19 protein-coding genes are annotated in these 20,040 nt (G+C 57.7%); 13 read left to right on the top strand and 6 right to left on the bottom strand.

The window, feature by feature from the left end; genetic code table 11:
• Window positions 1–62: 62 nt before the first annotated feature.
• Window positions 63–278, top strand: a complete 216-nt coding sequence (locus FHT84_RS20465) for a hypothetical protein (RefSeq protein ID WP_162736905.1) — start codon at window positions 63–65, stop codon at window positions 276–278.
• Window positions 271–837, top strand: a complete 567-nt coding sequence (locus FHT84_RS20460; protein ID WP_183763867.1) for a hypothetical protein — start codon at window positions 271–273, stop codon at window positions 835–837. The genes FHT84_RS20465 and FHT84_RS20460 overlap by 8 nt, the downstream gene beginning before the upstream one ends.
• 1,867 nt (window positions 838–2,704) lie before the next feature.
• Here the strand turns inward: FHT84_RS20460 and FHT84_RS20455 are convergent.
• The gene (locus FHT84_RS20455; RefSeq protein ID WP_162736904.1) at window positions 2,705–3,874 is read right to left on the bottom strand and encodes an FAD-dependent monooxygenase; all 1,170 of its coding nucleotides are present in this window, start codon (window positions 3,872–3,874) and stop codon (window positions 2,705–2,707) included.
• A 70-nt stretch (window positions 3,875–3,944) separates the two neighbouring features.
• On the opposite strand from FHT84_RS20455, the gene FHT84_RS20450 reads away from it, so the two are divergent.
• On the top strand, window positions 3,945–4,586 hold the full coding sequence (locus FHT84_RS20450) for a TetR/AcrR family transcriptional regulator (RefSeq protein WP_113249045.1): 642 nt from the start codon (window positions 3,945–3,947) through the stop codon (window positions 4,584–4,586).
• 631 nt (window positions 4,587–5,217) lie between these two features.
• Here FHT84_RS20450 and FHT84_RS20445 read toward each other — a convergent pair.
• Complete coding sequence (locus tag FHT84_RS20445) at window positions 5,218–5,373, bottom strand: hypothetical protein (RefSeq protein WP_162736903.1); 156 nt, start codon at window positions 5,371–5,373, stop codon at window positions 5,218–5,220.
• Between the two features lie 61 nt (window positions 5,374–5,434).
• Here FHT84_RS20445 and FHT84_RS20440 point away from each other — a divergent pair, with 61 nt between their 5' ends.
• Entirely contained in the window at window positions 5,435–5,671 is a 237-nt protein-coding gene (locus FHT84_RS20440; protein WP_169645938.1) for a hypothetical protein, read from the top strand.
• Between the two features lie 1,216 nt (window positions 5,672–6,887).
• Here the strand turns inward: FHT84_RS20440 and FHT84_RS20435 are convergent.
• Window positions 6,888–7,160: a helix-turn-helix domain-containing protein gene (locus tag FHT84_RS20435; protein WP_113248562.1), complete on the bottom strand. Its 273-nt coding sequence runs from the start codon at window positions 7,158–7,160 to the stop codon at window positions 6,888–6,890.
• Between the two features lie 217 nt (window positions 7,161–7,377).
• Here FHT84_RS20435 and FHT84_RS20430 point away from each other — a divergent pair, with 217 nt between their 5' ends.
• From FHT84_RS20430 to pepT, 7 genes are all read left to right on the top strand, one after another.
• Window positions 7,378–7,836 (top strand): hypothetical protein, encoded by a 459-nt coding sequence (locus tag FHT84_RS20430; protein ID WP_246721539.1) that lies wholly within the window; start codon window positions 7,378–7,380, stop codon window positions 7,834–7,836.
• Between the two features lie 259 nt (window positions 7,837–8,095).
• Window positions 8,096–9,685, top strand: a complete 1,590-nt coding sequence (locus FHT84_RS20425) for an ABC transporter substrate-binding protein (RefSeq protein ID WP_113249044.1) — start codon at window positions 8,096–8,098, stop codon at window positions 9,683–9,685.
• Between the two features lie 5 nt (window positions 9,686–9,690).
• A complete protein-coding gene (locus tag FHT84_RS20420) occupies window positions 9,691–10,668 on the top strand; it encodes an ABC transporter permease (protein ID WP_112342896.1) in 978 nt (325 codons plus the stop codon).
• Window positions 10,669–10,679: 11 nt separating this feature from the next.
• On the top strand, window positions 10,680–11,555 hold the full coding sequence (locus tag FHT84_RS20415; RefSeq protein ID WP_113248560.1) for an ABC transporter permease: 876 nt from the start codon (window positions 10,680–10,682) through the stop codon (window positions 11,553–11,555).
• The gene (locus tag FHT84_RS20410; RefSeq protein WP_113248559.1) at window positions 11,552–13,222 is read left to right on the top strand and encodes an ABC transporter ATP-binding protein; all 1,671 of its coding nucleotides are present in this window, start codon (window positions 11,552–11,554) and stop codon (window positions 13,220–13,222) included. Before FHT84_RS20415 ends, FHT84_RS20410 begins: the two co-directional genes overlap by 4 nt.
• A 98-nt stretch (window positions 13,223–13,320) precedes the next feature.
• A complete protein-coding gene (locus FHT84_RS20405; protein ID WP_113248558.1) occupies window positions 13,321–14,604 on the top strand; it encodes a CapA family protein in 1,284 nt (427 codons plus the stop codon).
• Between the two features lie 96 nt (window positions 14,605–14,700).
• A complete protein-coding gene (gene pepT, locus FHT84_RS20400; RefSeq protein ID WP_183763959.1) occupies window positions 14,701–15,945 on the top strand; it encodes a peptidase T in 1,245 nt (414 codons plus the stop codon).
• 170 nt (window positions 15,946–16,115) lie between these two features.
• Here the strand turns inward: pepT and FHT84_RS20395 are convergent, their stop codons facing one another.
• The 3 genes from FHT84_RS20395 to FHT84_RS20385 all read right to left on the bottom strand — a co-directional run bounded on the left by FHT84_RS20395 (window position 16,116) and on the right by FHT84_RS20385 (window position 18,698).
• Window positions 16,116–16,316: a hypothetical protein gene (locus tag FHT84_RS20395; RefSeq protein WP_113248557.1), complete on the bottom strand. Its 201-nt coding sequence runs from the start codon at window positions 16,314–16,316 to the stop codon at window positions 16,116–16,118.
• A gap of 92 nt (window positions 16,317–16,408) precedes the next feature.
• Window positions 16,409–16,714: a hypothetical protein gene (locus tag FHT84_RS20390; RefSeq protein ID WP_183763864.1), complete on the bottom strand. Its 306-nt coding sequence runs from the start codon at window positions 16,712–16,714 to the stop codon at window positions 16,409–16,411.
• A 958-nt stretch (window positions 16,715–17,672) separates the two neighbouring features.
• Window positions 17,673–18,698, bottom strand: a complete 1,026-nt coding sequence (locus tag FHT84_RS20385) for a LysR family transcriptional regulator (protein WP_246698575.1) — start codon at window positions 18,696–18,698, stop codon at window positions 17,673–17,675.
• 41 nt (window positions 18,699–18,739) lie between these two features.
• On the opposite strand from FHT84_RS20385, the gene FHT84_RS20380 reads away from it, so the two are divergent.
• Complete coding sequence (locus FHT84_RS20380) at window positions 18,740–19,189, top strand: cupin domain-containing protein (protein ID WP_113248556.1); 450 nt, start codon at window positions 18,740–18,742, stop codon at window positions 19,187–19,189.
• A gap of 426 nt (window positions 19,190–19,615) precedes the next feature.
• Window positions 19,616–19,807, top strand: a complete 192-nt coding sequence (locus FHT84_RS20375; RefSeq protein ID WP_183763861.1) for a hypothetical protein — start codon at window positions 19,616–19,618, stop codon at window positions 19,805–19,807.
• The last annotated feature ends 233 nt before the right edge of the window (window positions 19,808–20,040 follow it).

Here is a 20,040-nt window from a genome sequence, read left to right as displayed (position 1 = left end):
CCTGGGTTTACACAAAATTCGAGGAAACGAACCGCCACCCCGGCGGAACGGAGACGTGTGCCATGCAAACGACCGGCTACACCATTACGCCCCACGACGCAGAGGTTTTCAGGGATCTCGTCGCATTCCTTGGCGAGGATGTTTTTGACCAGCGTCGGCGCGACGGAGCAGTCGCCAAATCGGATGCGTTTCAGCGTCGGATTAGCGACGCCAGGAGCGTGCTGAAAGGGCTTGGCGCCTATGACATGGCCAGATTGGAGGAGAACCGCCATGGGTGACGTGATCTATCTGGAAAATGATGCTGACGAAGGCAGTGACGGGCCGAGGCCGAAGGCTGACACCATGACGATCAGCGGCAGCGATGCAATGGCCCTTAGCGAATTCGTGCGCCATGTGAACATTCGTTGTTACGACAAACGCTTCAAGGATCGCGGGATGATGAAATCTCCTGCCCTACGCAGTCATCTCGATCGCGTGCAGCAAATCCTCGACACTCTGCGGGATTACCCCCGCATCGAGCCATTCTATTATTGGTCTCCTCCGAGCGAAATTCCGGCAGATCAGGTGGAACCAGAGCTAATATCGGCCGTGGCGGACCGGACGGAAGTCCACTTCCACTGTGTCGGCATTTACCTCGCTCCGGACGGCATTCATGTTGGTTCGCTGGAAGTCGCCATTGACGACGAGGCCGGCGAGGCCTGCGCAATAGTGAGCGTCAGAGGCATGACGAGCGCAGCAACATGGACGAAGGCCGGCGCAAGCATGGATGAGACCATCGGCATCTTCGTCAACGCCATATCATTCAAAGAAGAGGGCGGCGCTGAGCCCAGCGCATGATAAATGCCCGAGAAAGCTCCGAGCCGGGTAGAGGTGCTGTCAGCGTCAACGTTGCGCGATTACGCGACAGGGGCCTACTACGTCAAAATCGACTGTGCGTTTTGCCAGGTGAAGCGCTTCTACGAGCCGGTGGATCTCCTGCAGCTATGCGGAAACATCTCGGTTCGGCAAATCGCAAAGCAGTTCCGATGCAAGCAATGCAAGAGGAAGGACTATCTGACCGCCCACCTGGTAAGCCCTCCATCGAGAGAGCTCGTCGGTATGAGCGTGCGACGGCTCACGGAGATCAGGATTATTCGCAAGCCGATATGGAAAGACGTGAAAATCTAGCACGTTCATCTCGGCTTTCGCGTTGCCTGCGACTGGCAAGCGGAGCCTCCATGCTCATTTCAGGAAGGCCGCTTAGAGAATGACCGTGCGAACGGATCTGCCCAACCGGATCTTTGCATTCGAGGTTAATTGCTTAGCCTCACAGCCCTGCCTCAGACCCCCCGAGGCAGGGCTAATTGCTAACAAGCAATGGGCCGTCCACATCAGCATACAGGCCGCTTTTCAGAAATGGCGCCATCATCTCGAAGGCTATTCGCGGAAGACAATTCGGCCTCATCGAACGCGTGCCGACGCAATAGCGTGAAAATCGCTTCGTTTACGTCACGTCCGTCGAGGAGGTTGGGATTGTCGCATAGCACATCGATCGTCCGCTGAGCCACACGTCTTGCGATTGCCTCGGATCCGACAAGCTGGCGAGCCCAACGCAATAATGCCTCGCGGAAATTGGGATCATTTGGAATAGATGTGAATTTCCGAAAGGGCATAATACCGCTTCCTCAGTCTTGGAGGCGAGAGCACGTATAAACCCTCAGTCGCCACCGCCTACTTATGCAGACGACGAGTCCATCCATTCTGATGGGCGTCATGAACTCCAAGGCGTAAGTCTCCCCTTGGTCGGGACTTTGGTCGGTATCCGCCAGCAGAGCTCCTGACCGATTACATTTAAAGGTGGGTCGCCGCGCAGCAGCCTTATGCAAAACGAAATGGAACGACCCGCGCACAGCTATCATCGCCGGTGCTGGACAGAAAGGCGCTACGGCTATCGCCATCCTCATCGGGTGGTCGTCCGCGAAACCGTTTGCGAGTAGTCCGCGCGAAAGAACCTGGCTCTGGTTCCTCATGTCCGGCCTAGATATGAATGGTAGTATTCACAAATCTTGCGCACAATGATAGATTGAGTTGCGCAAGTTACTGGACTCCAGTTCACCCCCACTCGCGCGTTCAATAGTGCTCCTGTTGCTGCCCTGTCTGGCCCCACCAGGCAGGGCAATTCATTTCAGACCACTGGGGCCTTGATAGGGCGACAGTTTGATGCGCTCCCGCCCGGCTCGGCCCGACCTAACGTCCGGCTTTTTTTTGCGAAGGCGGCTGTTAAGAGAACCCAGCCGAGACCCTCGTCTTGATCCGTCTTCCGCCTGGTCCTTCCTGCCCGGGGATCCTGCAAAAATCCGTATCCTTGCGATTCCGGAACCACCCGTCCGGGCAGCTTCATTAAACCTTTGGTAGATGTCATCCTGTCAGCCGTCGGATTGGATGCCACCCCCGATCCGGTGAATGCAGGGTCCGACGGCGCTACCCCCAATCAAATGCGTCGTCGGACGCTTCAATGTGACCATCCGCCGTATGATGGCGGTCGCTATTGCCGGGATATCAAAGGGCGTCGCCCGACGACATCTGATGTTTGCGTCACCACTCCGAATACAGGCCTAGGACGGTTTAAACAGCAGCTATACGCGTCCCCTTTCCGGCGTTCACCGACAATTACGCCGTGGGCGCGTTGCTCACTGGACGAAACTTCTAAGGGTGGTGCTGAGTCTCACAGATTTATTGTCCCTTCGCGGAGCTTGCGGTCGCGCTCCGCAAGTTCGAGCTCATCCCCCGGAAACAGCAATGACATGCCGTCGGTGGCTGCTCTCTCCTGCACCTCTTCCACAAAGGGTCGCAGCTTGTCTTCGTACTCCTGGAAGGCGGCGGCATGATCGCCCGGATGGCGCCGAAGAGCGTCGGCCAGCCGCGCCGCGCCGATCAGGGCCATGGATCCTCCCATGCCGGCGACGGGGGAAACGCAGTATCCCGCGTCACCAACTAGCGCCACCCGCCCCTTGGACCAGCGCTGCATCCTGATCTGGTTCGCCCGGTCGAAGTAGAAGTCGCCATCCGTGTCGACGTGAGCGAGCATGGCCGGTACCTTCCATCCGAGCCCGTCGAAGTGATCATGGATGAGGCGGCGCTGCTGCTCCTTGTCGCGATAGTCGTAGACGATCTGGTGATCGGAGCGAAACGCTAGGGCGATGTCGGTGCGATCGTCATAACCATTCAGCATGGCCGTCAGGCCCGGCACGCTGAAGATCTGCGTCTTGTTCGCTGGAAGCATGCCGGACTCCGGCACTACTCGCAGATAGAAGTAGCCACCCATGAAATAGGACGATGAGTCGGAGTCTCCGAACACAAGCTCTCTGGTATTGGAGCGATTGCCGTCGCATCCAAGCACCAGCGCATAGTCGCCCCGCGAGCCATCGCTGAATGTAACTGCGACGCCTGCTGGCCCATCCTCCAATTGGCTCAAGGATCGTCCGAACAATATTTCGACGGAGCCGTCGATCGACTCGAACAGGATGTCGAGCAGATCATTGCGATGGATCTCGTATCGTAGCCCCGATGGATCGTCAGGCCCGGAGGCTGCCGTCAACCCGCCCAAAGTGGCATCCTCCTCGTCCTTGAATTCAAGGTCGCGCGGAGGAAGCGCTTTTGCACGTACCGCTTCCATCATCCCCATGCGGGACAGGATCTCTATCGTCTCGCCCTCGATATCGACCGGGGTGCCGCCTCGCCGCAAACTGCTAGCAAGTTCAATGACCGTCACGCGATAGCCGAGCTTTGTCATCCAATAGGCGGTTGCCAAACCGGCGAAGCTTGCGCCGCTGACCAGCACCGACGGGTGGTCAACATGGGTAGGGGAGAAGACGGAGGTTGACGGATTGACCAAGGAGCCCTCAATATCGAATCTGTGTAAAATATACTCGATACATAAATATACTGCGTATAGAAAGCAAGGCATGTCTGAGTCAGCCATCAAGCGGCGAACGCGAAAGCGCTTGGTAACGCGCCAAACCATCTCCGATGTTGCGACCCGCCTCTTCTTTGAGCGGGGCTTCGACCACGTGACGATCGACGAAATTGCCGCGGCTGCCGACGTGGGGCGAATGACGGTGTTCAACCACTTTCCCCGAAAGGAGGACATGTTCTTCGATCGGGAGCAGGAGATGAGGGACATCGCGTTTGCGGCCATCCAAACGCGTGATGCGGGCACCTCGCCCATTCACGCGTTAGGTGCTTTGGCGCATCGCTTGATTGAGCAGCCTCATCCTTCCTATCCGCTCTTTGGCGGCACATACCTGTTTGTGGAAACGGCGCTCGCCAGCGAATCGCTCAAGGCGCGTGCCCGCCAGATGCGCGACGACTTTGTCCGCGCGCTAGCCGATGTCCTCGCCGATGCCGCCAACCGCTCGCGTGACGATCCTGATGCGCATCTTGCCGCCGGCATGATCGCGTCTGTATGGAGCGTAGCATTCATTCAGGCGCATGTGCTCTTTGGCCGCACGCGCGACACGAACGATGCGAACCGTATTTTCCTGGACCTGATTGATCGAGGGACGGTTGGGGTTGGGGCGGCGCTCGCCGGTACCGCCTATGCCTGATCCGGCAATTGATCCTTTTCGGCTTTAGGCCGATCATTCCCGGCCGGGAGGCTGCTTATGCCAGATCGGGTGAGAACAGCGCACCATATGCGACTATGTCACGATTGAGATATGCAGCGCGTGCCACGGCGTGACGCTCATCTAGTTCCTCTTCAAGGCTCCTCGGCTGGACCATTGATTTTTCCATGCACGCGAGTGATCGGCGAGAGCGCGTGTTCGGAGCAATTGTGTCTGAATTCCCTTACGCTCCTAACCATCCGGAACTCGAGAATCCCTGCGCCTAAGCCATTGATCTGAATTGATTAATTTGCGAGTGAAGGTTCGTATCGGTCGTCATTGCATGGCCTGGAAGGTGACATAGTTCCGCGGCATAGTCATGTCCCCTGCGCGCCAGAAGCGGTCATAGCGACACTGTCAGCGACGATTTCCCATGTTGCCATAGCGTAGCGTGGCTGCCTCAATCTTGTCGCCGTTGGCCGCTGCCCATGAACACAGTGCTTCAAACGGCTCCCGCAGGGAATAGCATCGGCGATCGCCTGGACTTTTGGCACGCCGTCACCGGACAGAAGGAGCTAGCCCTGTGAGCAGCGGCGTGATCCCTGTAATTCATGCCGCGCTACCCCTTGCAGATTTAGCCGTTGCCCGGCACAGTGCACAGCAGGCAGCAGGCCATCACTTTAATTTTGGTGAAAGGTCTGCCCATGCAATCCTCGCTCAGCATCAAGTTTCTTGGTTTGTTCGAAGCGACGGCATCGGGAAACTTTGCCATTGCCATTCTCTTCGTCATCGTGGCAATTCTCCTCACAGCCGAGATCACGAAACACATTGGTGAGTGAAAGAGATTTGCCATGACCACGCGCAACGAGATCTACAATCACATCGCCGAAGCTTTGACCGATCGCATGCCGGAGAGCGGCGAGACTGGGATAGGCATGGAACACAACAAGCTGTTTCTCCGCATGGGCGGCCAGTTGTTCGCCATCACGGTCGAGGAGAAGCAGCAATTCCGAAATATCGCGGATCCGATCAGGGCAGCCAAGAATTTCATGACTACCCTCCCCTACCCATTCAGGAGCGGGTGGTGACCGGCGCGATATGGCTGCACCATGACCCTATATCGCGTCACATACATCTTTATGGGCACGTCCTGGACCAAGAGGGAAACGATTGACGACATCTTACAAGAGTTGGAAGACGACCCGCCGGACTTGCTTATGCAAGCGGTCATCCGTGTCCTTATTAGCAGACGCAAACGCGGTCGGCGCCGATTTGGCGACTACTATGTGCAATGGGAAAAATTATGACAATTCGGGTCGGCGACGTTGTACGCACTAAATCCATCCGGTCGCCGGCAATGCTTGTGATCCAGTGCCGTCTACAGCCCGATGACAGCACTCTCGCTGAACTTCTTTGGTTCGACGCCACATGAACGCGCGCCAACTCAACCTGGACACGGATCTCCTGGAGCACGTCCCGATTCAGGGCTGAATCCGCGTGCGGCTCACGGACAAAATCCTCATTTACCACCAATTCATGGTGAACGGATCAGGAACAGATATGAGGGGTGGCTGGGTTAACTTTGATACGCTTGACTACTTGCAGCAGCTAAGCGATCGGGATCTCGTAATCCGTGTGCAATGGACGCCGCAAAATGATCAGCGTTTCGTGAGCGGGATTCAGATCACAAGCGATATTTCCGACAACGGAAAACTAGTAGAACACGTAAGCGAGCGATGCATTCGTGGAGATTCCACCTGGCTCGCAAAGCCAAAGGGATGGACGATCAACGGCCAGACAGACACCTCACACACCTGCTTCATTAAATTGAAGACTTCCTTGGCAAATGACTTTCAGCTTGCACCTTTTGCCTCAAATACTGAGGATCGATACAATCTCGTCAATAGCGGCTTTAGAGCCTGGAGCGTTGCCAAGCCTCGGCGATGCGTCTCATGGGCAATGAATGCCTTAGAGTGGCTGAGAGATACGTTAGCCTATCCCTTCGAGCGCACTTAGGAGCCATAGGAGCTTCTCTATTTAGCTATTTCCTGATTTCCTCATTTAGACAACCAGCCCCTTAAGCGAGAAACCCCGCGCCATTGAATTCCACAAGGAGTCGTGCCAAACACACAAGCCATGGACGACGGGTGATCGAATGGATTCGCACGAACTCGATGAGCTCTACGGCACATGTAGTGTCAATCGGCGTCCAAAGTTCACCTCTTATTGGCATCCAATTTAGGCCCCTTGCTGTGTAGATCAGCGCTTGGCCTGCCCAGCACTGGCCGGGGTGCAGAGGGTACGCTACGCCCCCGGCTTCTTGAGACGAACACCGACTCCGCCGCCGTTTTCGGGGATAAATTCTATTCCGGCGGTTTCCAAAGCCAGTTGCATGGCCTTTAGATTTGCAGTCGTCACGGAAGGCACTCCGTCTTCGACCTCTGCGCGACTGACTGTCGCGACACCAATTCCCGCAGCTTGCGCAAGGTCCTTTGCACTCCAACGAAGCATTGCTCGCGCCGCGCGCAGTTGCGTGCCGGTGATTTTGTTAAACTCATGTGATTTCGAATTGATCAATCGGATCTCGTGTGCTACGTAAGTGCTACTAGCAGCTGCATCCGGTGCTGGCACACCGCATGCAGCCTGACCACAACCTAAGCTTACGGGAGCTCGGATCATGGCTGATTCCGACAATAGCAGAACTTTGTCTAGGGTCACGCAGGGAGACCTCCATTCCTTCGTGACGGCGTCTTTTCCCACACATCCTGGGCTTGCAGCCCGACTTACGAGCCCCTTGGATATCCAAAATGACGATCTTGCCTTTACCATTTGGGAGCAATGGTGCGTGGCGCGGCACCGGTTGATCGAATCATGTCTGCGGCAGCAGGGGCTCGAACAGAGGCTGTTCGAGATGGTTGGCACGCCATCCGATGCGCCTGAAGCCTGGAAGGCCGCCGACCAGGAGATCGGATATTGCGAAGCGGTCCAGGAAGAGGAACGCGCGGCCGCCATTGAGGACGAGCTGGCCGGAAGGCTGTGGGATACGCCGGCGGAATCGATCTTAGGTGCGACTGTCAAGCTCGATGCCATGCTCTTCAGATGGCAACCATCCGCTTCGAGCGAAGAGTATCCCTGGGCGCAGCTTCGTTCCCTCATCGCCGACTTGCTGAAGATCGACGCGGAGATATCGTCTCGTGGGAGCGTACGTCGTCAGGTGACGGCGGCGATGCAGGGAGCCCTTCACGGCGTTTAGCACCGCGCGTCTGCCGTAGGTCAGGTTCACCGTTTCGATTCCCCCTAGGAAATTATTGGTTTTCGTTCGCCTCCGCTGACGTGGTGATGCCTTTTGTGATCGGAGGATTGCGCTTCGGGGCTGCTTATCGGGAGGGCTGGCGAGGCCAAACGGTGCGAGCCGGATCCCTGAAGAAATCATCTCAACAGACATGCGTGGTGGGATCGCTTCCGCTGCGGCGGCGTCGGCCGCGCCAAAAATCAAAAAAGGGAACTTCATGATGACACTCGGAAATCCATTGCGTCGGCTCATGCTCACCGCGCCGCTGATCCTGCTTACCGCCTGGAGCGTGCTGGCCGGGGTGGCGGGGGCTCAGGAACTGCGGATCGCGACCTCGTACAAGCTGATGACGCTCGATCCGCATTACGCGAACCTCAACGAGAACACGTCGCTGCTCTCCCACATCTACGAACGGCTGGTCTACCAGGATGAGCATCTCGACCTCAGGCCCGAACTCGCGGTCTCCTGGCGCGCCGTCTCTGCCACGCAATGGGAGTTCAAGCTTCGCGACGATGTCCGTTTTCACGACGGCTCGACGTTCACGGCGGACGATGTCGTCTATACGATCGAGCGCATCCGCGATGTCCTGAAGCCACCGAGCGGCGGCTTTCGGTCCTATCTGACCGGGATCAAGTCGGTTGCGGCAAAAGACCCCCTCACCGTGGTCATCGACACGGACGGCAATCTCCCGAACCTGCCGCTGTCCTTCTCCTCGATCTTCGTGATGCACCGGCCGGCGCAGGGCTTCCAGACCACCGAGGAGCTCAATACTGGCCGCCCTGTCGGCACGGGACCTTACAAGTTCGAGAGCTGGAGCTCCGGCGAGACACTGAAGCTCAGCAGAAACGACGACTATTGGGGCGGTAAGCCCACTTGGTCCGCAGTGACGTTCCGGGTCATCGAAAGCCCCGCCGCACGCGTGGCGGCGCTGGCCACCGGCGACGTCGACGTGGCGGACGCCATTCCCGCGCGCGATGTCGCCTCCTTAAAAAATCGCGGCGTCAGGATCGCCAGCATCGGCGCGGCGCGGATCAATTTCCTGCAGTTCGACGTGGGCAGGAATACGCTCCCGGACGTCACGGGAAAGGCCGGCGAACCCATTCCCAACCCCTTCAAGGACCCATCCGTCCGCCGGGCGCTCGCCATGGCGACCGATCGCGGTATCCTCGTCGACAAGATCCTCTCGGGCTATGGCACGGCCGCCGCGCAGGTCTTTCCGGCCGGCCTGCCAGGCACATCGGCCAGGCTGAAGCCTGAGGCTCCGAATTATGAGCAGGCGAAGGCACTGCTTGCGAAGGCAGGCTTTCCGAACGGCTTCAACGTCGTTCTCGCCGGTCCCGCCGGCCGTTATCCCGGCGACGCCGAAAGCCTTCAGGCCATCGCGCAGAGCTGGGCTCGCATCGGCGTCAGCGTCCGGCCGATCGCCTCGCCGTTTTCTGTCTTCAACACCAAGCGGGCGGCGGGCGACTACGCCCTGTGGTATGGCGGCAGTTCGGGCGAAACGGTGGATGTCATCCTCGATGCGCTGCTTGCCTCCCCCAATCCCGGCCGTGGCACCGGAGCCCTGAACTTCGGGCATTATCGTAACGAGGCTTTCGACGCGATGCTCGCCAAGGCGGAAAGCATGCAGGGCGGGCCGGAGCGGAACAAGGCGCTTGCCGCGGCGACAGAATTCGTGATGGCCGACCAGCCGATCATTCCCCTCTATCACTTCCATCACATCGTCGGTTACGGGCCGCGGATCGCCTCCTACGTGATGCATCCCCGTGGCTGGACGACCGCCATGCAGGCGCTGGCAGCGACGGAGTAAGTATCATGGCCCTGGTTTCAGTCGCATTCGGAAGGCTTTCGCAAGCCCTCCTTCTCCTCCTCGCCATGTCGCTGATCGGCTTCATCGGGCTTCACAGCGTCGGCAATCCGGTCTTCAGCATCGTCAATATGGAAACCGCCACGCCCGAGGATATTCAGCGCGCGACGATCGCGCTCGGGCTCGATCAACCGATCTGGCGCCAGTATCTCCTCTTCCTGGACAATGTCGTGCGTGGAAACTTCGGCACGTCCTACATCTATCACCTGCCGGCTTTCGCGCTGATCATAGCGAAGCTTCCCGCGACGCTTGAGCTCGCCTGTGTGGCGATGCTCATCGCGGCTCCGGTCGGCACAGGAGTGGGGCTCCTTGCCGGCCGGAGGAAAGCTACGTCGCTCGATAAGACCATCTTGAGATCGAGCGTGTTCGCGCTGAGCATTCCCTCATTCTGGCTGAGCATGATGCTGATCCTCGTCGGCGCCATCCTGACGGGCTGGTTCCCATCCGGCGGCCGGGGTTCGACTGTGGCCATCCTGGGAGTGGAATGGAGTGTATTCACCGCAAGCGGCTTGTGGCATCTCGCCCTCCCCGCCCTGGCGCTTGCAATCCCGAATATCGCGCTGATCGCCAGGCTGTCGCGCGCGGGCACGATCGAGGTCGAAAACCTGGACTTCACGCGGTTCTGTCGCGCCAAAGGGCTTTCCGCGCGAAGAATACTGCTTCGCCATACGCTTCCCAACATCAGCGTGCCGATCGTGACGATCATAGGCCTGCAGTTCGGCGGCATGCTCGCCTTCGCGGTGGTCGTGGAATCGATTTTCGCATGGCCGGGCGTCGGTAAGCTGCTGATCGATTCCATCCAGCTTCTCGACCGACCGGTGGTGATGGCCACCCTGACCTTCATCGCGGTCGCCTTCGTCGTGCTGAATGCCCTTGTCGACCTGTTTCAGGCCGTGCTCGACCCACGTGTGCGCCTGTCTTCATAAGGTAATCCATCATGAAAGCTGAAATTCTCAAGGCGTTGAAGAGGCGTTCGTATCCGCGGGTCCTGACCGCATCCAACATCCTTCTCGCTGTCTATATTCTCCTCGCCCTCGCCGCACCGGCGATCGCACCGCAAAATCCCTATGATCCGCTGCAGATCTACGGCTGGGAGGCGTCCTCTCCGCCGGGCACATCGGGCAGTGGCGGCTATCTTTACCTGCTCGGGACCGACGGGCTCGGCAGAGATATCGTCAGCTGCATCCTGTATGGGCTGCGCATCAGCCTCATCGTATCGGTCACCAGCGCCGCCATCGCGGCCCTGATCGGACTGACGGCTGGCGTCAGCGCGGCCTATTTCGGCAAGTGGGTTGATATCGCGATCATGCGGCTGGTCGACCTGCAGCTCAGCCTTCCGACGATCCTGATCGCCTTGATCGCCATCGTCACGCTCGGGCCCGGAATGGACCGGATCATCCTGGCCCTGATCATTGCCCAGTGGGCGACCTATGCACGGCTGGCGCGCGGCATCGCGCTGAGTGAGGCGGGCAAGCCTTACATGGATGCCGCGCGCCTGCTGCGGATGCCGACCTCGCGGATCATCTTCCGTCATCTGCTGCCGAACAGCATCGCGCCGGCCGTGACACTGATACCGATCGAGATCGGTCATGCGGTCGCGCTCGAAGCGACACTGTCCTTTCTGGGCCTTGGGGTCCCGCTCGACACGCCTTCCCTCGGCTCCACCGTCGCGAACGGCTTTCAGTATCTCCTGACCGGCCAGTACTGGATAAGCCTTTTTCCCGGTCTCGCCTTGTTCGGGCTGATCGCCAGCATCAATCTGGTCGGCGAGGATATTCGCCGTCGCCTCGATCCAAGGAGCCGCACGGTATGAGCGAAGAGAATGTGAAGACTCCCCTGCTTCGGGTAAGAAACTTTGGCCTTCGTCACCTCTCGGCCTCCGGGCCTGTGACAATCCTGACCAATGTGAGCTTCGAGCTAGATCGTGGTGAGATCCTCGGCATCATCGGCGAGTCGGGAGCGGGAAAATCCACGCTGGGCAATGCCGTACTCGGTCTGCTTGCACCGGAATTCCAGCAAACCGCCGGAACGATCGAATTCGATGGCAAATCCATCGGCGCCATGACGCCGGGCGAGCGCGATGCCCTTCGCGGGCGGCGGATATCGGCGATCTTTCAGGATCATACGTCCTCGCTCGATCCCCTGATGAGCGTCGGGATGCAGGTTGAGGAGACGATCCTGGCGGTGGACCGATCTCTTTCACGATGCCAAGCGCGCGCGCATGCCATCGATCTGCTGGTCCGGGTCGGAATCCCCGACCCGGGGCGGCGATATAGCGACTATCCACATCAGTTCTCCGGCGGCCAAAGGCAGCGGATCGTCATCGCCATCGCGCTTGCCGGTTCTCCCGACATCATCATCGCCGACGAGCCGACATCGGCGCTGGATGCCACCGTCCAGAAACAGATCCTCGGGCTCCTTCGAACCCTCGTCGATGAGACCGGCGTCTCGATCATCCTCGTCACGCACGATATGGGCGTCGTCTCCGAGATCACCGACCGGGTCCTGGTCATGCGGAAGGGTCAGGTGGTCGAGCAGGATCGTACCACCGCCATCCTGGACGCTCCGCGCAACGACTATACGCGAAACCTGCTCGCGGCGGTGCCACGGCTGCGCATTTCCGCGCCAGCTATGAACGCGGACTATGATGGAGAGCATGACCCGTCGTCTGACGTCAACGACCGTCAGGACATGTTTCTCGTCGTTGAAGGTCTTTCGAAGACCTTCTCGCCGGGCTTGGCGTGGCGCCTGGGCCGGAACAGCCCGAAGTTCGCGCTGCGTGACGTCAATATTGAGCTGCGGCGCGGCACGATCACTGGCATTGTCGGTGAGAGTGGCAGCGGCAAGACGACGCTCGGCCGTGTCGTCGCTGGTCTGGACACCGCATCTGCCGGCAGGATCGTCATCGGTGGAAACGAGCATGACATTTCGAAGAATGGTCGGCACAGCGGTCTTCTCGGCCGCGTGCAAATGATCTTTCAGGATCCGGCCATGTCGCTCAATCCCAGGATGACGATCGAGGAGACACTGAGCGAAAGCATCCGGTTTGGCGAAATTTCATGTCACGATGGGGAGCATGACGATCTCGTGACGATGATGGATCGGCTCGGCCTCGCGCGAAACCTGCTAAGCCGGTATCCGCACCAGCTCTCAGGCGGCCAGAAGCAGCGCGCCTGCATCGCGCGAGCCCTGCTGGCAAGGCCGCAAATCATCGTGGCGGACGAACCGACATCGGCTCTCGACGTCTCCGTGCAAGCCGAGATCGTGAGGCTGCTGAACGACACCATCACCGAGCGGGACATAACAATGATCTTCATCTCCCATGATCTGGCCGTCGTGCAGCAGCTCTGCGATTCCCTTTACATCTTCAGGGATGGCCAGGTGGAGGATGCCGGGCCTTGCGACGTCATCTTCTCGCAATCCGGCAACCCCTACACGCGAACGCTCATCAGTGCGCGGCCTCACCGCTTCACCGCCTGAGCTTCGATTTGTTGCGTCGGCTGAGTGCCGGCGCGCTTCAATATTTGGTTTTTTGGTTTTCGGAAATTGGTGGCCTTCGCCACTGCAAAAGGTGACATATGAACAACAGCTTCACATTGGTCGTCACCGGCCAATCGCTCATAAAGCACGATATTCGCGATATCAGCGCTCCAGCCTTCGAGCAGGTTCGCTCGCTGCTTTATGGGGCCGATCTTTCGTTCACTAACTTCGAGGGGACAATCCTTGGACATCACGGCGGTTGGCCGCTCAAGGGCTCGTTCTTCGGATGCAGCGGACCGGCAGTCCTGGATGCTCTCCGATCCATCGGCTTCGGGGCACTTTCGCTGTCGAACAATCATGCCTTTGATCTTGGTCCGCCGGGCGTGCTGTCGACGCTGGAGGAGGTGGAGAAGCGGGGTTTCCTTCACGCCGGTCTCGGCTGCAACGCTCAGGAGGCCTCGCGTCCGGGCGTGGGGACCATCAACGGCCGACGTGTCGCGATCGTCGCAATGGATGGCGGCCCCGGCCCGGATTTCATGTATGCAGCGGATGCGGACAACGGCCGTCCCGAACGCCCCGGCGTGAACCGGCTTGGCCTGTCACAGGTGATCGAAGTGGACGAAGACGCGTTCCGGCGGATCGGCGTGATCCGGGACCGGGTCGGCTACACGGCGATCGATCTTGCCAATGACAGCCAGCCAGACGATCCGCGCCGGCTGGCTCCAGACTGCGAGATCGGTATCGGGCGGGCGGTGTTCACGCGATCCAACAGGTTCGGCCGTGGCGTGAAGATCGATGAGCGCGACATGGCGAGAAATCTCGCGGCTATCGACACTGCCGCGGCCGACGGGTCGCTGGTGGTCGCCTACCTTCACCATCATCACTGGGCCTCGGATTGGTACCAGGTTCCCGAATGGGTTGGCGGCGTTGCCAGGCAATGCATCGATGCCGGCGCCGCCATGTTTGTCAGCCACGGCGCACCGGTTCTCCAGCCACTGGAGATCTATCGCGGCAAGCCGATCTTTTACAGCCTCGGCAACTTTATCTTCCATGTCCGCTCGGAGAAATCGACCTGGACGGCGCCGGAGGTTTGGGAGAGCGTGATCGGCTCGTGCTCTTTCGACCGGAACAACAATCTGACGGACATAAACCTTCATCCCGTCATCATCGGCGGCGACGAGGGACTGAAGGACGGTCTGCTGGAGCGTCGGCTGGTGCCACATCTGGCAATAGGGAAGAGCGCCGAGAGAATCTTGCGGCGGTTTTCCCAACAATCCGCCGGCCTCGGCGTCCATGTCGTGGTCGAGGACAATATCGGTGTCGTGCGGCTCCAGCCGGGGACATCAGGTTCAGAGGTCATGCACGATCGCTTTGTGATCTGACACCCCGCTCGAATGCTATGATCGACGCGCCAAGAAATGGAAATGCCGCGAATGAAAGCGGCATCTTCTTGGGTCAACCTAGACGGGATGAAAAACATGCAAGTTCGAGACGAACTCATCGACCGATTTTTTCGCTATGCGGCGATCGAGAGCCAGAGCGACGGCCGTTCTCAATTGCTGCCCTCATCGCCTGGGCAGCTGAAGCTCGCCGACTTACTAGCTGAGGAATTGCGAACGCTCGGGGTTGATGATGTCCTGGTCGACGAGCATGCCATTGTCACGGGCGTGAAGCGTGGGAACAGACCGAAGGCTCCAAAAGTAGGCTTCATAGCCCATCTCGACACCGTAGACGTGGGCCTGTCCCCGGTCGTCCGCCCGCAAGTTCTTCGCTACGAGGGCATGGATCTTTGCCTCAATCGTCAGGAAGACATTTGGCTGCGCGTCGCCGAACATCCGGAGATCCGCTCCTGGACAGGAGAGGAGATCATTTTCAGCGACGGCACCAGCGTCCTGGGCGCGGATAACAAGGCGGCGATCGCGGTCATAATGACGCTGGTTGCTCGGCTCGATGCACAAGGCGATCACGGAGACATTTTCGTCGCCTTCGTGCCGGACGAGGAAGTCGGGTTGCGGGGATCCAAGGCGCTCGATCTTTCCCGCTTCCCCTGCGATTTCGCCTATACGATCGACTGCTGCGGGCTTGGCGAGGTGGTCCTGGAGACGTTCAACGCCGCAACGTGTGAAATCGTCTTCACCGGTGTCAGCGCACACCCCATGTCGGCGAAGGGCACCCTCGTCAATCCGCTGCTGATGGCGATCGACTTCATCTCTCACTTCGAGCGTTGGGACACACCTGAGAACACGCAGGATCGCGAGGGGTTTTTCTGGTTCAAGGATCTGATCGCAAACGATAGCGAGGCGACATTGACCGCCCTGATCCGGGACTTCGACGAGGTCGGCTTCAATGTCCGCAAACATCGGATCGTCGAGGTCGCGGATTTGATTAGATCGCGATATCCGACTTGCGCTGTTCGTTGCCAGTTGGCTGATACCTATCAAAATATCGCCAGCAGCCTTTCCGCTGATAATCGTGCCGCAACGCTACTTTTCGAGGCCCTCAGTGATCTCGGGATCGAAAGGAAGCTCTTGCCCATGCGTGGCGGCACCGATGGTGCCGTGCTTTCCGCTAGAGGAATACCGACACCCAACTTTTTTACTGGGGCCCATAACTTCCATTCCAGGTTCGAGTTTCTACCCATAAAAGCCTTCGAAAGATCGCTGGATGTTGCGGCACGAATATGTCAGTTGGCCACCAGGGAAAAGATACCGGACTGCCATTAAGAGGACATGAACCGCGACCTGTCGCTGTCGGAACCGTCTATGCTTCCGATGCGAAGTGGCTCAAGGTCAGTTTATGGCGGGGCAATTCACGACAGCAACTGTTGCGGTGAACTTCAGAATTTGATGCAAGCTCGACGTGAACCCAGTCGAGGCGCAGCCAGTAGGAAATTCTAACGGCCTTTTTGGCCTTTCCATTTCAGAAGATAACCGAATCCCGGCCCGATTAGGATCCCGGCGATAACCCACTCAACCAAGCTTAATGGGCGCTCATCGGGATCATGCCCTGTGATGTAAAGAAAGAGGAAGAAAGCTACTGCGCCGCCAATCATAAGTGCGACAGCAGTTATCAGGCCTTTGGAAGAACTCGACATGGCATCCATCTCCAGATTAGCTTCTCTTTGACGTTTGTAACATTCGTTTCACTTCAAGTCGCATTTTCAGATGGTGATCTGCGCATCACACCTCACTCGTTCACATCCCCGCCTTCAATAACGGGATCGTAAGTGCCAAGAATCTTCAGGACAGTCTTCTTCCCTATGTATTTTCGCTTCAGATGGGCCACATCAGCGTCGCTTCCGCGGCACAGCCTGTCCAGTTGCCTGTCGATTTCGGCTTGACGATCTTCAACGGAGGCTGTCTCGCCACGGAAATGATCACAGTTATCGCGGCGTTTGATAAACGCGCGGATATCGCCTGGGAGCGCGTCATTTTCCGCGAATGATGGCATCGCAAGACACATTCGCATCAACAAACAACCGCCATACCGCATTAGACCTCGGCCGTCATTCGATCTGGTTATCGAGTTGCTGCTCGATCGCTTCATAACGTCGGACCGACGCAGCGTTGCTAAGCTTGGCATATTATGCTGCAACCGCACGCAGCCTTGCCGGCTACGCGGGCCGCGTCGCGTCCGACTTGCGGTTCCAGATGCAGGTAATGGCCGATATCGCCGCTGCTGAACTTCTCACGACAATAGTCATCGTCATTCTCGACTGGCACTCTACCCTCCATAGTGCGGCTCCGACAGTTACACTGTTTTCCAAAATAACATAACGGGCGAGAGAATGTGCAAGATGGGATGAGGGCTAGCAAATCATCCAGCTTGCCGCGCTTACGTCGAGCGCCTGACCGCAAGACCCGCATTTCTCAAAGCTTACGACGACCAGCTAGCTCACTTCGCGGCAGCAGACGCAGCTTGATCGATGCGCTGGCGGCCTACTCGTGGCTTTCGGCACTTGGCGTCGAGAGTACACGTTGCGCTGTGATAAATGCGAGACGCGCAAAACTGAGGAGGGAGTTCAAGGCGATCATAAGAGAAAAGGTGATCTGCTCAAATGGGGGGCCATCTCGATGAAGATCTCTTCCATCATTACACACGGGGGCGGTCGGAGTTCGCATCAGCGAGCAACGGTGACGTCGAGAATAGGGCGTTCGCGGACATTTAAAGTACTGGCGCTTGCGACCATCTAAGGAGCTTAGTGATGCAACTACTTTGGGTGGCCATGGCAGCGTTAATCGCGATAATGCTAGACCAGCTTTCTAAGCTGATCATTTTTCATTGGTTGAACTCAGCGTCCCCTCCCTCCTGCCAGTATTGCCACCCTATCTTCAGTTTGTGATGGCGTGGAACGAGGGCGTCGATTTCGGAATGCTCAACCACTCCGTCAACCGCTCGAAACCAAGATGAGCTTCAGGGATGCTTGGCGCTGATCGGCATCAAATCGCTCTCACCTTGTTTCGTTAGGCAGCGGCTGTTCGCCGACGTTAAGCGGCAACAAGATCTCGGCGATGAGGTTCCGGATCCAGCGATGAGCCGGGTTCCCCGTGGACCGCTTATGCCACACGCCAACGATCAGTGCTGGCGGAAGCTGCATAGGTGGCGCATAAAGAGCGAACCCGAAAAGATCCGCCAACCGTTCCGCCAGCTGGCGAGGAACGAGTGCAATATGATCACTCTCGCCGACAGCCCGGCAGACGCCGAAGAAGACAGGAACCGTCATGACTACATTTCGTGAGCGTCCGATCTTCGCCAGAGCCGCATCGCCCATGGCCTTGGTCTTTCCCTCCGGCGAGAAGAGGATGTGGCCAAGATCGCAGAACAGCTCGATGGGCAAGGTTTCGCCTGCCTTTATTCCCGCTGCTTCGATCGCGACGTTTCCTTTACGTGCGATGGTCACAAAGGACGAACGGAATAATGGGCGTCGTTCCGACCAATCCGGCAATTCTGCAGCAGGAATGAGAGCCATATCGGCCTCATATCGCTCAAGAGACTCGATGTAGCTGTTTGGCACCAGGTCGACCAATTGCACCCGAATGCCCGGTGCACGCTCGTGAACCTCTCGCGCCAGCCGCGGCATGAGCATCTCCGCAAAAAAATCGCTACCTGACAACTTGAAAGTTATGCTGGCGCTCTTGGGATCAAAGGATGCACCACTCAAGGTTGCTTCCAATCTGTCTAGCGTCTCGCGGAGGGGTATCGCTAAATCTCGCGCATAATCCGTGGGTCGCAGGCCGTGACCATGACGGACGAACAATTGATCATCGAGTGCATAACGCAGTCTCGAAAGTGCGCCAGAAACTGCCGATTGGGACATGCCCAGCTTTTCGCCAGCTTTAACCGTCGATCCTTCCCGCAACAATGCGTCGAGCACACGCACAAGATTAAGATCCAAGGCCGCGAAATTCATTTTATCGATAGCTTCTATATCATCAAACGATTTTTCTAATAACGCCCGGAATGCTAAGAATTGCAAGACGAAAGCGCTTTCGTTCCATTCCGACAACGGAGGAAGCGATGATTGATCTTCTTGAACACACCGATACTATTAAATGGCTCGGCGTTCATTACCGAACTATTCTCGCAACCGCGGCGACGAGTGGGGCAATGTCCATCGTCGACAGCCTCTCGCCCGCTGGTAGCGGACCGCCGCGACATGTTCATGAAAGAGAGGATGAGACATTCGTCCTTCTTTCCGGCTGCTGCGAATTCTGGACGCGAGGTCACACCTTTACCAAAAGGCCGGGCGAAACCATGTTTGTGCCGCGGGGGATCGAACATACCTTCCGGGTTGTCGGCGATATGCCTTCGCGGCATCTGGTTATCCTGACTCCGGGCGGCTTTGAAGGCTTTTTCGCGGAAATGGCTGCAGGCCAGTTCCAAATCCCACAGGATATGGAAATGATTGCAAAATCTGCGGGCAGGCACGGCCTTCGCTTCACTGGACCGCCGTTGGGCGCGGCCTAGCCAGCCGTGCAGCCTATGGGAGAAAATACAGGCCTGTCATCCGGATGTTCTATCCTGCTACGGTAGGTTCAAGACACGTTATTCCGGCAATCCGGCGTCATGCAGGGCGCTGCCAAGTGTAGATGCGAGTTCTGGCGCGCAATGTACGCCAGTGGATCGGCGCGTTGCCTTGTAGAGCTAGCAGTGTTGTCAGTCACACCTTGACACTCACGACCTGCAGATCGCTTTCGAAGATTGCGGAGCACGCGACGCCATCCCCTTCTCTCGCTGCATGAATGGCCTGACGACGCCTCCATCTAGACGGCGATTTCGTCGCCGCTCCAGGACCGGAACCTTCGCTTCATTGCGCCTTCCTGCGGGGCCTTCGGCGGAATCATTTTCCAGAACGAGATGTCATTGCACACTGCAAACAGCGCGGTTCTTGCAATGGACGCGATTGCTCTGATCGATGGTCTCGGCATCGAGCGGTTCTCCGTCGTCAGTCACGACTGGAGATCGAGCATCGCCGAAGCACTTGCCATCACGCTGTTCAACCAGAACCATTTCGAGCGTAGCGCCCAAAAAATCCCGCTTTTTGATGCATGGAGTTATAAGTATAGCTTTAAACCGGAACATTAGATCGTTAAATAACGCTGCCAATAATAGTTGTGAAATTTTCTATTTATTCATCCATTACTCGCGTAATCTCTACGATGTGCGTAATGTCATTAGCGCTCTTGCCTTTAAGAAGGGATATGAAATGAGTGTAGGCGGGCAAATAATAGCATATCCGCAAGGCCCCGAGGCCCTGCTCGTGCCCGTGTCGAAATCGCGATGTTGGAAATGATAGAGGAATTTGCAGCAAGGATTTT

Source organism: Rhizobium sp. BK289, from assembly GCF_014193575.1.
Lineage (GTDB): Bacteria > Pseudomonadota > Alphaproteobacteria > Rhizobiales > Rhizobiaceae > Rhizobium > Rhizobium tropici_C.
Note: the sequence above shows the minus strand (reverse complement) of the source record. Positions and strands in the feature narration are given on the sequence as shown.

Coding starts and splice junctions, on each gene's coding strand:
- FHT84_RS20465 (WP_162736905.1), top strand. CDS start 63: ATGCAAACGACCGGCTACACCATTACGCCCCACGACGCAGAGGTTTTC.
- FHT84_RS20460 (WP_183763867.1), top strand. CDS start 271: ATGGGTGACGTGATCTATCTGGAAAATGATGCTGACGAAGGCAGTGAC.
- FHT84_RS20450 (WP_113249045.1), top strand. CDS start 3,945: ATGTCTGAGTCAGCCATCAAGCGGCGAACGCGAAAGCGCTTGGTAACG.
- FHT84_RS20445 (WP_162736903.1), bottom strand. CDS start 5,373: ATGACGAAGAGAATGGCAATGGCAAAGTTTCCCGATGCCGTCGCTTCG.
- FHT84_RS20440 (WP_169645938.1), top strand. CDS start 5,435: ATGACCACGCGCAACGAGATCTACAATCACATCGCCGAAGCTTTGACC.
- FHT84_RS20425 (WP_113249044.1), top strand. CDS start 8,096: ATGACACTCGGAAATCCATTGCGTCGGCTCATGCTCACCGCGCCGCTG.
- FHT84_RS20420 (WP_112342896.1), top strand. CDS start 9,691: ATGGCCCTGGTTTCAGTCGCATTCGGAAGGCTTTCGCAAGCCCTCCTT.
- FHT84_RS20415 (WP_113248560.1), top strand. CDS start 10,680: ATGAAAGCTGAAATTCTCAAGGCGTTGAAGAGGCGTTCGTATCCGCGG.
- FHT84_RS20410 (WP_113248559.1), top strand. CDS start 11,552: ATGAGCGAAGAGAATGTGAAGACTCCCCTGCTTCGGGTAAGAAACTTT.
- FHT84_RS20405 (WP_113248558.1), top strand. CDS start 13,321: ATGAACAACAGCTTCACATTGGTCGTCACCGGCCAATCGCTCATAAAG.
- pepT (WP_183763959.1), top strand. CDS start 14,701: ATGCAAGTTCGAGACGAACTCATCGACCGATTTTTTCGCTATGCGGCG.
- FHT84_RS20395 (WP_113248557.1), bottom strand. CDS start 16,316: ATGTCGAGTTCTTCCAAAGGCCTGATAACTGCTGTCGCACTTATGATT.
- FHT84_RS20390 (WP_183763864.1), bottom strand. CDS start 16,714: ATGCGGTATGGCGGTTGTTTGTTGATGCGAATGTGTCTTGCGATGCCA.
- FHT84_RS20380 (WP_113248556.1), top strand. CDS start 18,740: ATGATTGATCTTCTTGAACACACCGATACTATTAAATGGCTCGGCGTT.
- FHT84_RS20375 (WP_183763861.1), top strand. CDS start 19,616: ATGGACGCGATTGCTCTGATCGATGGTCTCGGCATCGAGCGGTTCTCC.